At 67.9% G+C, this 13,978-nt stretch carries 13 protein-coding genes; 5 read left to right on the forward strand and 8 right to left on the reverse strand.

What is annotated here, in order from left to right:
• Positions 1–9 precede the first annotated feature (9 nt).
• Entirely contained in the window at positions 10–1,098 is a 1,089-nt protein-coding gene (locus VFK57_05195; GenBank protein HET7695083.1) for an ATP-dependent 6-phosphofructokinase, read from the forward strand.
• Here VFK57_05195 and VFK57_05200 read toward each other — a convergent pair.
• Entirely contained in the window at positions 1,095–2,270 is a 1,176-nt protein-coding gene (locus VFK57_05200; GenBank protein ID HET7695084.1) for an MFS transporter, read from the reverse strand. The two genes, VFK57_05195 and VFK57_05200, sit on opposite strands and share 4 nt — an antisense overlap.
• A gap of 172 nt (positions 2,271–2,442) precedes the next feature.
• Between VFK57_05200 and VFK57_05205 the strand changes: the two genes are divergently transcribed.
• From VFK57_05205 to VFK57_05220, 4 genes are read left to right on the forward strand one after another with little or no spacing between them, the layout of a single operon-like run.
• Positions 2,443–4,899, forward strand: a complete 2,457-nt coding sequence (locus tag VFK57_05205) for a S8 family serine peptidase (GenBank protein HET7695085.1) — start codon at positions 2,443–2,445, stop codon at positions 4,897–4,899.
• 10 nt (positions 4,900–4,909) lie between these two features.
• Entirely contained in the window at positions 4,910–5,947 is a 1,038-nt protein-coding gene (locus VFK57_05210) for a hypothetical protein (GenBank protein HET7695086.1), read from the forward strand.
• Positions 5,944–7,494: an acido-empty-quinoprotein group A gene (locus VFK57_05215; GenBank protein ID HET7695087.1), complete on the forward strand. Its 1,551-nt coding sequence runs from the start codon at positions 5,944–5,946 to the stop codon at positions 7,492–7,494. Before VFK57_05210 ends, VFK57_05215 begins: the two co-directional genes overlap by 4 nt.
• Before the next feature lie 32 nt (positions 7,495–7,526).
• Positions 7,527–8,651, forward strand: coding sequence for an acyltransferase (locus VFK57_05220; protein HET7695088.1), 1,125 nt, complete (start codon positions 7,527–7,529; stop codon positions 8,649–8,651).
• 3 nt (positions 8,652–8,654) lie between these two features.
• On the opposite strand, the gene VFK57_05225 is transcribed toward VFK57_05220, so the two are convergent.
• From VFK57_05225 to rplM, 7 genes are all read right to left on the reverse strand, one after another.
• Complete coding sequence (locus VFK57_05225; protein ID HET7695089.1) at positions 8,655–9,827, reverse strand: threonine synthase; 1,173 nt, start codon at positions 9,825–9,827, stop codon at positions 8,655–8,657.
• A 173-nt stretch (positions 9,828–10,000) separates the two neighbouring features.
• Complete coding sequence (gene frr / locus VFK57_05230) at positions 10,001–10,570, reverse strand: ribosome recycling factor (protein HET7695090.1); 570 nt, start codon at positions 10,568–10,570, stop codon at positions 10,001–10,003.
• Positions 10,571–10,611: 41 nt separating this feature from the next.
• Positions 10,612–11,325 (reverse strand): UMP kinase, encoded by a 714-nt coding sequence (gene pyrH, locus VFK57_05235; protein ID HET7695091.1) that lies wholly within the window; start codon positions 11,323–11,325, stop codon positions 10,612–10,614.
• 95 nt (positions 11,326–11,420) lie between these two features.
• Complete coding sequence (tsf, locus tag VFK57_05240) at positions 11,421–12,026, reverse strand: translation elongation factor Ts (GenBank protein ID HET7695092.1); 606 nt, start codon at positions 12,024–12,026, stop codon at positions 11,421–11,423.
• Between the two features lie 73 nt (positions 12,027–12,099).
• The gene (gene rpsB, locus VFK57_05245; GenBank protein HET7695093.1) at positions 12,100–12,891 is read right to left on the reverse strand and encodes a 30S ribosomal protein S2; all 792 of its coding nucleotides are present in this window, start codon (positions 12,889–12,891) and stop codon (positions 12,100–12,102) included.
• Positions 12,892–12,902: 11 nt separating this feature from the next.
• Entirely contained in the window at positions 12,903–13,286 is a 384-nt protein-coding gene (gene rpsI / locus VFK57_05250) for a 30S ribosomal protein S9 (protein HET7695094.1), read from the reverse strand.
• A 47-nt stretch (positions 13,287–13,333) separates the two neighbouring features.
• Complete coding sequence (gene rplM / locus VFK57_05255) at positions 13,334–13,780, reverse strand: 50S ribosomal protein L13 (protein HET7695095.1); 447 nt, start codon at positions 13,778–13,780, stop codon at positions 13,334–13,336.
• Positions 13,781–13,978: the final 198 nt, after the last annotated feature.

Below are 13,978 nucleotides of genomic sequence, written 5' to 3' on the forward strand. Positions count from 1 at the left end.
TGACTATCAATGGCCGCACCGATTCGTCGTCTGGGCGTGCTCACCGGCGGCGGCGATGCGCCCGGGCTCAACGCCGTCATCCGCGCCGTCGTCAAGGCCGGCGCCAACGCCAACTGCGAAGTCATCGGGCTGGAAGACAGCTTCGACGGGTTGATCGAACCCGACCGCTGGCGCCGGCTGGAGCCGAAGGACGTCACCGGTATTCTCCGCGTCGGCGGTACCATCCTGGGCACGACCAACCGCGGGAACCCCTTCCTCTACCCGGTCGCGACGTCGGAAGGGACCAGGGATTACTCCGCGCGCTGCGTCGAGATGTTTCACGAACTGAAGCTCGACGCGCTGGTCGTGATCGGCGGCGACGGCACCCTGGCGATCGCGCACCGCTTCGCGCAGATGGGCGTACCGCTCGTCGGGGTTCCCAAGACGATCGACAACGACATCGTCGAGACCACGAACACGTTCGGCTTCGACACGGCCGTGAGCTTCGCGACCGATGCGATCGATCGGCTGCACGTGACCGCGGAGGCGCACCATCGCGTGATCGTGGTCGAAGTGATGGGCCGCTATGCCGGCTGGATCGCGCTGTATTCCGGCGTCGCCGGCGGCGCCGACGTGATCCTCATTCCCGAGATTCCCTACAACCTCGAGGCCGTCGCCCGCCGCATCCGCGAGCGGGACGACATGGGCGCCCGCTTCAGCATCGTGGTGGCGGCTGAAGGGGCGAAGCCGGTCGGCGGCAAGGCGACGGTGCTCAAGGAGGCGAAGGGGGAGTTCGTCGAACGGCTCGGCGGCGTCGCCTCGGTGGTGGCCACGCAGCTCGAGACGCTGACCGGCAAGGAAACGCGCAGCGTCGTGCTCGGTCACCTGCAGCGCGGCGGCACGCCCACCAGTTTCGATCGCATGCTCGCGACGCGTTTCGGCGCGCGTGCGGTCGAACTGCTGCTTGCCGGCACCTACGGCCACATGGTCGCGTTCCGGCCGCCCGACATCGTCGCGGTGCCGCTCGACAGAGTCGTCGGACGCACCCGGACGGTCCCGCCCGACTTCGACGTGCTGCGGGCGGCGCGCGCCATAGGCATCTCGCTCGGCGACCGCTAGCGGGCAGTCCGCTCGGCGAGCGTCACCGCCGAGGTCTTCGCGAACACCAGCAGGCCGAGGAGACTCACGCCGAACCCGGCTTCGAGCGGCAGGTGGGGAGACTGCTGCCACAGGATGCCGCCCAGCAGGCCCGCCGGGACCACGAGGAAATTCCTGATCGCGTAGTACACCCCCACCGTCAACGCGCGCCGGTCGTCGGGCGCGAGATCCACGATCAGGGACTTGCGCGCCGGCTCGCCGATCTCCTTCAGCCCGCCGATCACGAACGCCCCGATCAGCGCGGCGCGGCCCGTCGCCAGGCGGACGGCGAGCGGAAAGAGCGCGAAGCAGAGGAAGGTCAGGGCGACGACGCGTGGGCGCCCCGTGCGATCGGCGAGGCGCCCTCCCGGCAGATAGAACGCGATCGAGATCGCCTGCTGGATCGCGTACAGCACGCCGTATTCGGTGATCGAGGCGCGCCCGGTCCCGGTGACATAGAGCACGATGAACGCGGCCGCGATCCCCTCGCCGATGCGGACCAGACAGTCGGCGGCGAGCAGCCGCTGCAGCTCGCGCGGCATGCTGCGCCAGGAGATCCCGGCCGCGGCAGGCGCGCCCGCGTTCGCCGGCCGATCGTCATGGAAGCAGACGTACTGCATCGCCATCACGGCCAACGCCAGAAGCGCGGTGATGGCACACGCCAGCCGCACGCCCCCGATCACGCCGATACTCGCGATCGCGAGTCCGCCGAGCGGTGCGCTGATCACGCGAGGCACGCGCACGAGTACGGACTGAACCGCGAACGCCGTCGCGCGGCGGCTGCGATCGAGCGAGTCGCCGATCACCGCGAAGGTGGTGGGAAATGCGCCCGCCTTCCACGCCATGACGCCGAGCAGACCGGCGAGAACGAACGGCCAGTCGGGCGCGGTCGCGTAGGTGACGTAGCCGGCGAGCGCGAGGGCAGTGAAGATGAGAAGCGTGCGCCGGCGCCCCAGCCGATCGGAGAGCCAGCCCCCCGGAAGCTGGTAGAGGCTGTCGAGCAGGTCCTTCGAAGAGGCGAACAGGCCGACAGCCACGCCGCTCGCGCCGAGCGCGGTGAGGTACGCGGGCATGTAGGCCTGCCATAGCTCCTCGCCGAGCGAGAGCGCGAACAGGCTCGCGGCCAGAACCGTGACGTTGCGCGGCACGCGCATGGTCGTCACATTCTGTCACCGCTGAGGTTGCTTGCGCTCGCGCTCCACACTCGCTGAGCTTGGCGCTCGAGCTGCGCGCGAATACCGCCCTGCTTGAAAGTGGATCCTTCCCCTGCTGTAATCGTGATCCCTTCACTCGGTTGCTAAACGCCCGCATTCCACACACATGCACATGACCTGGGAACGAGCGCGGATCGACTTGGTCCGCAGCGCTGGTGTCGTTGTCGTCGCATTCGGAACGCTCGCCTTCGGCAGCCGTATCGCCGCGCAGAGCCCGCCGGCTCGCCGCGCCGAACTGCTGGTGAAGTTCCGGCCGGGCGCAACGCCGGCGGAGCGCCAGGCGGCGCTCGCCCGCGCCGGCGCGAAACTCCGGAAGCGCTTCGCGCGAACCGGCATCGAGCACGTCGAGATCGCGGCCGGCGATCGCGCCACGGGCGCGGTGCCGGCGCTCGCGTCCGATCCCGCGGTGCTGTACGCGCAGCCGAACTTCATCCGCCGCGCGGTGGCTGCAGGCGCTCCCAACGATCCCGCCTGGACCGGCAATGTCCTCTGGGGGCTCGCGCGCGTCAGCGCGCCGTCGGCGTGGGCCGCGTTTCCCCCGTCGGCCCGCGACGTTGTCGTCGCCGTCATCGACAGCGGCATCAACTACCGCCACCCGGATCTCGCCGGCTCGGCGTGGGTGAATCGCGGCGAAGTGCCGGGCAACGGGCTCGACGACGACGGCAATGGCTACGTGGATGACGTCCACGGGATCGACGCCTGGAATCACGACAGCGATCCGATGGACGACAACGGCCATGGCACCCACGCCGCCGGCATCATCGGCGCGCAGGGGGACAACGGCATCGGCGCGGTCGGCGTCGCCTGGAATCCGCAGATCGTCGCGTGCAAGTTTCTCGACGCGACCGGCACCGGCAACGACGCCGCGGCCATCACCTGCTTCGAGTACCTGATGGACCTCAAGGTCAACCGCGGCGTGAACCTCCGCATCGCCAGCAACAGCTGGGGATCGCCGCGCGATCCCAATGCGCCGTATCCTCATGCGCTGAGGGACACGATCGACGCCGCGGCGCAGGCCGGCATCATCAGCGTCTTTGCCGCCGGCAACGACGGAGGCAACGACGACGCGGCGCCCTACGATCCGGCGAGCTTCACCTCTCCGTCGATCGTGTCGGTCGCCGCCTCGGACGAGAACGACGCGCGCGCGGCGTTCAGCAACTACGGGGCAACGGCGGTCGACATCGCGGCGCCAGGGACCAACATCTTCAGCACCTATTGGGACGGCTACGCCTATTCGAGCGGGACGAGCATGGCGGCGCCGCACGTGTCCGGCACGCTGGCGCTCATGGCCTCTCAGAATCCCGCGCTGACGCCGGCGGCGCTGAAGCAGATCCTGCTGGCCAGCGCCGATCGTCTGCCGCAGTGGTCCGGCGTGACCGTGACCGGGGCGAGGCTCAACGTGTTCGCCGCGGTCGTCGCGTCGACGGAAACGTCGACGGCCCCCTCGGGAGCCGTCGGGGAGGGCTGGAGCCACGTCGACGTCGGCGCGACGGGCGCCGCCGGACGTGCGGCGCAATCGAACGGCGTGTTCGAAGTGGCCGGCGCGGGGGCAGACGTGTGGGGAACCGCCGACGCCTTTCACTACGCGTACCGCACGCTCGACGGCGACGGGACCATCGTCGCGCGCGTCACCGGGATTCAGTTCGTCAGCAACTGGACCAAGGCGGGCGTCATGATCCGCGGCTCGCTGTCGCCGTCGGCGGCGCAAGCGTTCATGCTCGTCGCGGCGTCGCCGGCGAAGGGGGTGCCGTTCCAGCGCCGCACCGTCGACGGCGGCACGAGCACGAGCTCGCCGGGCAGCCTGTCGACCGCGCCGCGATGGGTGAAGCTGGTGCGCTCCGGGGCGACCATCAGCGGGTACGAGTCCGCCGACGGGGCGACGTGGACGCGCGTCGGCGGCGACACGTTCACGCTCGGGCGCAGCGTGCTGATCGGCCTCGCCGTCTCGAGCCACGTCGCCGGCACCACGGCGGCGGCGACGTTCGACAACGTGAGCGTCGTGGCCGGGGCGGCGGCCCCCGCCGCCGCCGTGTGGTCGCACGGGGATATCGGCGCGACGCCGATTGCCGGGAACGCCACGGGCGGCGCCGGCGCCTTCACCGTCACCGGATCCGGCGCCGACGTGTGGGGCGCGGCCGACGCCTTTCACTACGCCTACACCACGCTGACCGGCGACGGGTCGATCGTCGCGCGCGTCTCGTCGGTCCAGATGGACGTCAACGCCTGGGTCAAGGCGGGCGTGATGGTGCGCGCCTCGTTGACCGCCGGGTCGCCGCACGCGTTCATGCTGGTCTCGGCCGGCAAGGGTGCCGCGTTCCAGCGCCGCCGTGTCGATCAGGACATCAGTGTAGGCACGGCGGGCTCTTTCACCACCGCGCCGCGCTGGGTGAAGCTGCAGCGCACCGGGAGCCAGATCTCGGCCTTCGAGTCGCCCGACGGCACGACCTGGACGCTGGTCGGCGCCGACACCATCGCGATGGGGCCCAGTATCTACGTTGGGGTGGCGGTGACCAGTCACACGACCGCCGCGGCCGCGACCTGCACATTCGACAATGTCACGGTGAGATAATTGCGGCTCGATGGGAGCCGCAATCCTGTTCCTGCTGGGCGTGCTGGCCGCTGCGCAGGCGCCGGCCGCTGCGCCGCCACCCGCCGCTGCGCAGCCGCCGGCGACCGGCGAGTCCGGCGAGGCCACCACGCGGCGCGTGTGCGGCACGCTCTGCCACGACTTCGAGCACGTCATTACTGTCGGCCGCACCCGCCCGCAGTGGGAAGCCACGGTCGAGAACATGATCGGCCGCGGCGCCAAGGCGACCAGCGCGGAAGTGGCGGCGATCGTCGAGTTCCTGTCCACCCGGCATACGCTGTCGCCGACGACGATTCGCGGCGGCGTCGGCCCGGCGGACAAGCCGATGGTCGACCCCAAGGCAGTGGAGCGCGCGGCCCCGCTCTATGCGTCGGACTGCCGCGCCTGCCACGGCCCGGACGCACGCGGCACGTCCGACGGCGCGAATCTGGTTCGCTCGGACGTCGTCCTTCGCGATCGCTACGGCAGCACTCTGGGGCCGTATCTCGCGAGCGCCCATCCGCGCCCCCTCCCGCCGCTCACCGGCATACAGGTGCTGCTGCTGTCGCATTTCCTCCGCGCGCGGGTGAACGACACGCTGCGCGGCTCGCCGCTCTTCACGCCCGGTGACGTGCTGACCGGCGATGCCGAAGCGGGGGAGTCGTACTTCAAGGGCGAGGGGGGCTGCGCCGCCTGCCATTCGCCGGCCGGCGATCTCTCCGCGATTGGCCGCCGCATGGATCCCATCACGATCCAGCAGCGCTTCCTCTTTCCGAACAACGTCGCATCGCGCCGCCGGTCGACTCCCGCGCCGGTCGTCACCGTCAAGGTCACGACGCCGGACGGCGAGACGGTATCCGGTCCGCTCGTGCACCTCGACGACTTCTACGTCTCGCTGCGCGACGCCTCGGGCGCGCACCGGACCATCCGCCGCGGCCGCGGCGTGCAGGTGGTCAAATCCGATCCGTACGCGGCGCACGTCGCGCTGCTGCCGCGGATCACCGACAAGACGATGCACGACGTCGTCGCCTACCTGGCGAGTCTGAAATGATTGCCGCGCTCCTTCTGATCCTCGCGGTCGAGTGGCCGACGTTCAACGGCGACTATTCGGGCCGCCGCTTCAGTCCGCTGACGAACGTCAACGATCGGAACGTCAAGCATCTGAGCCTGGCGTGGAGCTATCGCGTCAGCGGCCCCGGGTCGGCGCCGATCAAGGCGACCCCGCTGCAGGTCGGCGGCGTGCTGTATTTCTCGTCTCCCGATCACGTCTGGGCGATCGACGCGCGCACCGGCCGGGAGATCTGGCACTTCGTCTGGCAGGGCAAGGGAGGCAACTACATCGGCAACCGCGGTGTGGGGATCGGCGGCGACACCCTGTACGTGGAGACGCCGGACTGCCATCTCGTCGCGCTGAACATCAAGGACGGCAGGGAGCGCTGGCGTCAGACCATCTGCGATGTGAACCGCTACTACTACTCGTCGACGGCGCCCATCGTGATCCCCAACCACGTGATCGTCGGGGTCAGCGGCGACGACATCGACAATCCCGGCTACATCGAGGCGCGCGATCCGGCCGACGGCTCGCTGCAGTGGCGCTGGTACACGGTGCCGCAGAAGCCGGGCGATCCGGGCCTCGACACCTGGCCGAGCCTCGAGATGGCGAGGCACGGCGGCGGCATGACCTGGCAGCCCGTCACGTTCGATCCGGAGCTGAATCTCATTTACCTGACCACCGGCAACCCGCAGCCGGTCGTGGCGCACGTCAACCGCCCCGGCGCGAATCTCTTCACCGCCTCCATCGTCGCGCTCGGTGCGGACGACGGGAAGATGCGCTGGTATTTCCAGGCCTCGCCGCACGACACCCACGACTGGGATGCGACGGAGACCGCCGTGCTCATCGACGCACCGCTCGGCGGCCCGCCGCGCCCCTCCACCGGCCGCTCCGGGGGGCGCGGGTCCGTCCAGCCGCGAAAGCTGCTGGCGCAGGCATCACGGAACGGCAAGTTCTTCCTGCTGGATCGCACCAACGGGAAGGCGCTGTTGTCCACCGACTTCGTGCCGACGAACTGGTCGCTGGGATTCGACGACAAGGGACAGCCGATTCCCAATCCGGCGAAGCATCCGCAGGTGGACGGCGCGCTGGTGAGTCCGAACCAGGCCGGGGCCACCAACTGGCCGTCTCCCTCTTTCAGTCCCGCGACGGGGCTGTTCTACGTGAGCGCGGCGCAGGCGTACAGCGTCTGGTACCTCTACGACACGGGCAAGAACCCGATGGGATGGGGCGGCACCGACCGGGGCGGCTGGGCGCAGCACATGGTGCAGGCCATCGACTACCGGACGGGAAAGATCCGCTGGAGCCACAAGTGGGAGGGGAGCGGGTTCTCCGGACTCCTGTCCACGGCCGGCAACCTGCTGTTCACCGGCGACGGGTCGAGCGGCAACTTCGTGGCGCTGAACGCGACGACCGGCGAGCCGCTGTGGCGGGCCGGCGTCCGCACCGCTGTCAGCAACGGGCCGATTACCTACACCCTGGACGGTCTGCAGTATGTGGTCGTCGCCGCCGGCGACACGCTCTGGGCATTCGTCATGAACGAGTGAAACAGGCGTCTGCCTTGCAGAGGCGGGCGCTCATGAGCGCGTCGGCGGAGCGCCGGATCCCGTCACTCGACGGATTACGGGCGATTTCGATCACTCTCGTTCTCATCAGCCACCTCGCGGGGACAAAGAACTTCCCCTTATCGGCAGCCGCAGGGAACTTTCTGGGCCTTGGAGAGTTCGGCGTCGTCGTCTTTTTCGTGATCTCCGGGTTCCTCATCACCGGTCTGCTCCTGGATGAGGTACAGCGGTACGGCCGCATCGACCTCGGCCGTTTCTACTTCCGGCGGACCCTGCGGATCTTCCCTCCGTATTACGCGTTTCTCATCTGCCTGCTGATGGCGGGGGCCCTCGGTTCGGTGACCCTCAACCCTTCCGACGGTCTTCGGGCGGCGACCTACACGTCCAACTACGACCTCGACCGTTCGTGGTACGTCGGGCACACCTGGTCGTTGTCCGTGGAAGAGCAGTTCTACCTGATCTGGCCGGCGGTGCTGCTCGTGGCGCGGACCCGGCGGGCGATCCTGATCGCCGCCGCCGTCGTGCTGCTGGCCCCCGTGATCCGCGTCGGCGAGTGGATGCTGCTCCGCGAATACGGCTACGGCGTCGGCCATCGGTTCGAGACGATCGCGGACGCGATCGCGATCGGCTGCGTGCTCGCGGGCGTGCGGCCGCTGCTGCACCAGACGGCGTGGTATCCGCGGCTGCTGGCGTCGCCGGCGTTCGCGCTCGTGCCGCTCGCGGCGATCGCCGGCAACCTGCTGCACGACCACCCGCTGCCGAAGTTCGCGATGGGGATGACGCTGACGCACGTCGGCATCGCGCTGTGCCTCGACTGGTGCGTCACGTTCCACGAAGGGCGCGTCGGGCGCGTGCTGAATTCCGCGCCGTTCGTATACGTGGGGATGCTCAGCTACTCGCTGTACCTGTGGCAGCAGCCGTTCCTGCACCGGGGAGTGGAGTCGATGGTCACGACGTTCCCGCTGAACATCACGATTGTCATGGCGCTGGCGTTGATGTCGTACTACCTGATCGAACGGCCGTCGCTCGCGCTGCGGAGGAGCGTCGAGCGCGCGTGGATGGGGCGACGAACCGCGGGAGCGGCGCCGGCCCCCAACGCCGCCTCGGAGGTCCTGATGCCGGTGGAGAAGGCGAGCTAGGCGTCAGGCGAGGACGTCGAGGTACTTCAGCGCGCCGCCGGTGTTGAAAATCACCACCGTGTCGGCCGGTTTCACGTCGCCGCGCTTCAGCAGCACCTTCAACGCCGTCAACGCGGCGCCCCCCTCCGGCGCCGCGCTGATGCCTTCCATCGCGCCCAGCTCGCGCATGTCGGCGACCATCGCCGCGTCCGAGACGGCCAGGGCCGTGCCGCCGCTCTCGCGCACCGCGCGCAGCACGAGGAAGTCGCCGATCGCTTTGGGCACGCGCAGGCCGTCGGCCACGGTCCGCGCATCGGGGAACAGCTCCGAGCGCTCCGCGCCTCGATCGAAGGCGCGCACGATCGGCGCGCACCCCTCCGCCTGCACCGAGACCATCTTCGGCCGGCGGCCCGGCGCCTTCCAGCCGATCGCCTCCATCTCCTCGAACGCCTTCCACATGCCGACCATGCCGGTGCCGCCGCCGGTGGGATAGATGATCCACTCGGGGAAGCGCCACTCGAGCTGCTCGCCCAGCTCGTACGCCATGGTCTTCTTGCCCTCGATCCGGTACGGCTCCTTGAGCGTGGACACGTCGTACCAGCCGAGCGGCTTGCCCTTCTCGGCGGCGATGCGGCCGGCGTCGGTGATCAGGCCGTCGACCAGGTTCACCTCGGCGCCGTACAACTCGCACTCGCGGATGAAGGGCAGCTTCACGTCCCTGGGCATGAAGACCTTGGCCTTCAGCCCGGCGGCGGCGGCGTACGCGGCCATTGCATTGGCGGCATTGCCGGCGGAAGGCACCGAGAGGGTGCCGGCGCCGAGCCGCGCCGCGCGGGTGACCGCCGCGGACAGTCCGCGCGCCTTGAAGGAGTTGGTGGGATTCAGCGACTCGTCCTTGACGAACAGCCGGTCGAGCCCGAGCGCGGCGCCGAGCCGCCTGGCGTGCACGAGCGGCGTCCATCCTTCGCCGAGCGTGATCGGCTGCTCGCCGTCGAACAGCGGCATCAGCTCGCGATAGCGCCACATCGTCGCTTCACGGGCCGCGAGCGACTCCTTCTTCCAGGCGCGGGCGGCCTCGAGGTCGTAGCGCGCCAGCAGCGGCATGCCGCAGGCGGGGCAGAGGTGCTGGTCGATCCTGGCGTCATACCGCGCAGCGCCGCACGGCACGCTACATTCCAGATGGCTGAAATACGACATTGGCGATGGAAGATTGGCGATGGAAGATTGGCGATTGGCGATCGACAAGTGATGATTGGCGATTGGCGATCGACGGATTGATCATTGCCAATCGCCAATCGCCACTCCGTCGATCGCCAATCGCCAATCGCCACTTGTCGATCGCCAATCGCCAACCGCCAATCGCCAATCTGCTATTTTCCCAGCAGCTCGGTGTCCTTCTTCTTCTGCAGGTCGTCGATGAGGTGCACGTGCTGGTCGGTGATCTTCTGCACTTCCTCGAGCCCCTTGCGCTCGTCGTCCTGCGAGATCTTGCTGTCTTTCAGCAGCTTCTTGAGCTTTTCGTTGGCGTCGCGGCGGACCTGGCGGACGCCGTTGCGGCCTTCCTCGGCGTACTTGTGCACCAGCTTCGAGAGCTCCTTGCGGCGCTCGTCGGTGAGGGGCGGGACGGGGATGCGGACCACCTTGCCGTCGTTGGCGGGATTCAATCCCAGGTTCGCCGTGCGGATCGCTTTCTCGACGGCTCCCATCAGCGACGGATCGAACGGCTGCGCGACGATCAGCGACGGCTCCGGCACCGAGAGCGAGGCCACCTGGTTGAGCGGCATGCTGGAGCCGTAGGCATCGACGTGCACGGTGTCGAGGATGTTGACGGAGGCGCGTCCCGTGCGGACGCCGGCGAGCTCGCGCCGCACGTGCTCGATGTGGGCGTCCATCCGCTTCTTGACTTCGCCGAACAGGCCTTTCAGATCGCTGACATCCATTGTTGTTCCTCGCTCCGCTGCGCTCGTCCGGGCGCCGTCCGCTAGGCCGTGACGGTCGTACCGACCGGCTCGCCCAGCACCGCCCGCCGCATGTTGCCCGGCGTGCGCAGGTTGAAGACGACGATCGGGAGCTTGTTGTCCATGCAGAGGGAGATGGCCGTGGCATCCATGACCTTCAAGCCCCGCTCGAGGACGTTGAGATACGAGATCGATTCGAACTTGGTGGCGTCGGGATGGATCATCGGGTCGGCGGTGTAAATGCCGTCGACCTTGGTGCCCTTGAGGATGACGTCCGCCTTCATCTCCATGGCGCGGAGCGCGGCGGCGGTGTCGGTGGTGAAGTAGGGGTTGCCGGTGCCGGCGGCGAACACCACCACCCGTCCCTTTTCCATGTGGCGGATGGCGCGGCGGCGGATGAACGGTTCCGCCACGGCGCGCATTTCGATCGCGGTGACGACCCGCGTCGGCACGCCGACGTGCTCGAGCGCGTCCTGCAGCGCGAGGCCGTTGATGACCGTCGCGAGCATGCCCATGTAATCGGCGGTGGCGCGGTCCATCCCCTTGGCGCTGGCGGCGAGGCCGCGAAAGAGGTTGCCGCCGCCGATGACGATGGCGGTCTGAATCCCGAGCGCCTGGATTTCCGCGATCTCGCGCCCGATCTGCGTCGTCACGGCAGGATCGATCCCGAACGCCTGCTCGCCCATGAGGGCCTCGCCGGAGAGCTTCAGGAGGACCCGGCCGTACCGCGCTGACATATCCGGCCGATTATATTTGGAAATTTGGAAATGTTGGAATTTGGAAATCTTGCGCCCGATTTCCAAATTTCCAAATTCCCAAATTTCCGAATCGCTCAGGCGCTCTGTTCGCCCACCTTCATGCGAACAAAACGCGTAATCGTGATGTTCTCGCCGAGGATGCGGATCGCGTCCTGCACCAGCTGCTGGATGGTGACGTTGGGATCGCGCACCGACGCCTGCTCGAGGAGGCAGAACTGCTGGTAGTAGCTGTTCAACTTGCCCTCGACGATCTTGTCGATCACCTGCGCCGGCTTGTCCTTGACCTGATCCTTGTAGATCTCCTTCTCGCGCGCGACCACGTCGGCGGGCACCTCCTCGCGGCGGACGTAGGTCGGGTTGGCCGCCGCGATGTGCATCGCGATCTCCCGCGTCAGCTCCTGGAACTTGTCGGTGCGCGCGACGAAGTCGGACTCGCAGTTGACCTCGACGAGCACGCCGATCTTGCCGCCCATGTGGATGTAGTGGCCGATCAGCCCCTCGGAGGTCGAGCGGCCCGCCTTCTTGGTCGCCGCCGCCAGCCCGCGCTTGCGCAGCAGGGTGGTGGCGGCCTCGAGATCGCCGTTGGCCTCGCTCAGCGCCGCCTTGCACTCCATCATGCCCGCGCCGGTCGCGTCGCGCAGTTTCTTCACCAGATCCGCCGTAATTGCCACAGTCGCCATGTCTCAGTTACTCCACGGTACAAAACAAACGCCGGCCGAAGTTCAGCCGGCGTCGAGCTCTACTCCGACCGACTTACACCGACGCCGGGGAAACGACCTGTTCGCGCGGCGCCGGACGATTAGGGCGGACGCGGCGTCCGCGGTCGTCGCCTTCACTGCCTTCGTCCCCCTGGCTCGCCTCGCGCAGGCCGCGGCCGGCGATGACCGCGTCGGCGATCTTCGACGCGAACAGCCGGATGGCGCGCAGCGCGTCGTCGTTGCCGGGGATGACGAAATCGACTTCGTCCGGATCGCAGTTGGTGTCGACCACGCCGATGACGGGGATCTTCAGCTTGCGCGCCTCGTCGACGGCGATCTTCTCCTTGCGCGTGTCGACCACGAAGATGGCGTCGGGCAGCCGCGACATGTTGCGGATGCCTTCGAGGTTCTTCTGGAGCTTGCGCTTCTCCTTCTCGATCTGCGCGATCTCCTTCTTGGTGATCGTCTCGTAGCGGCCGTCGGTCTCCATCGCCTCGAGGTCGCGCAGCCGGGCCAGGCTGCGCTGGATGGTGCTGAAGTTGGTCAGCAGGCCGCCGAGCCAGCGCTGGTTGACGAAGAACATGCTCGAGCGCTGCGCCTCCTCGGCGATCGCGTCCTGGGCCTGGCGTTTGGTGCCGACGAAGAGGACTGTGCGGCCATCGGCGGCGAGGTTGTGGACGAACTCTTCCGCTTCGCGGAACAGTTTCGCCGTCTTCGCCAGGTCGATGATGTAGATCCCGTTCCGCTCGCCGAAGATGTACTGCTTCATCTTCGGGTTCCAGCGCTTCGTCTGGTGTCCGAAATGGACGCCGGCCTCGAGCAAATCCTTCAACGCGATCCCGCTCAAATTCCCTCCCATTACCGTTTGCTGAACTGGAAGCGCTTGCGCGCCCCCTTCTGCCCGTACTTCTTGCGCTCCTTGATCCGCGCATCGCGCGTCAGGAACCCTTCCTTCTTGAGCCGCGAGCGCAGCTCGAGGTTGTAGCGGACCAGCGCGCGCGCGATGCCGAGGCGCAGGGCGCCGGCCTGGCCGGCAATGCCGCCGCCGGCGATGGTCGCCAGCACGTCGAACTTATCGGCCGTCTCGGTGACGGTCAGCGGCTGCTTGATCTGGTTGCGGTGCGCTTCGGTGGGAAAGGCTTCTTCGAAGGTCTTGTGATTGATCGTCAGGACCCCGGTGCCCGGCCGGAGGAACACGCGGGCTGTCGATGTCTTGCGCCGTCCGGTGCCGTAATACTGAATACCTGCTGCCACGACTTATGCGACCTCGCTCTCGATCGTCCTGGGTTTCATTTCTCGACCACGCGGCCCTGCGGCCGCTGGCTGGCGTGCGGGTGATCCGCACCGGCGTAGACCTTCAGCTTGCGCCACATCGCTTCGCCCATCTTCGTCTTCGGCAGCATGCCGCGCACCGCCTCTTCGACGATGCGGGTCGGCTGCTTGGCGCGCACGTCCTTGGCGCGCTCCTCGCGGACGCCGCCCTCGTAGCCCGAGTGATACCGGTACAGCTTCTGTTCTTCCTTACGGCCGGTCAGGCGCACCTTCGCCGCGTTGACGATCACCACGTGATCGCCGGTGTCGATGTGCGGCGTGTACACCGCTTTGTGCTTGCCCTGCAGCAGCCGGGCCGCTTCGGTCGCGATCCGCCCGAGGACCTGCCCCTCGGCGTCGATCACGTGCCACTGCCGCTGTACATGGCCTCCACGAGGCCCGGCAGTGGGAACGAACGTACGCATGGATTCCCTCTCAGTACCTTTCAAAGGACGGCAAACCAAGAGGATACCGGCAATTAGCGAGATTGTCAAACCTCCCGCGATTACAGAACCGTGGGGCGGGCCCCAAAACCGTCACCGCCCATTTCCCTCCGCGATCCGGCGCATATCAGATTTGCGCAGTTCTGCCGATTTTGTGGCCTCCTCTGCCGTGGCACCTCG

The sequence above is a fragment of the Vicinamibacterales bacterium genome (assembly GCA_035699745.1).
GTDB lineage: Bacteria > Acidobacteriota > Vicinamibacteria > Vicinamibacterales > 2-12-FULL-66-21 > JAICSD01.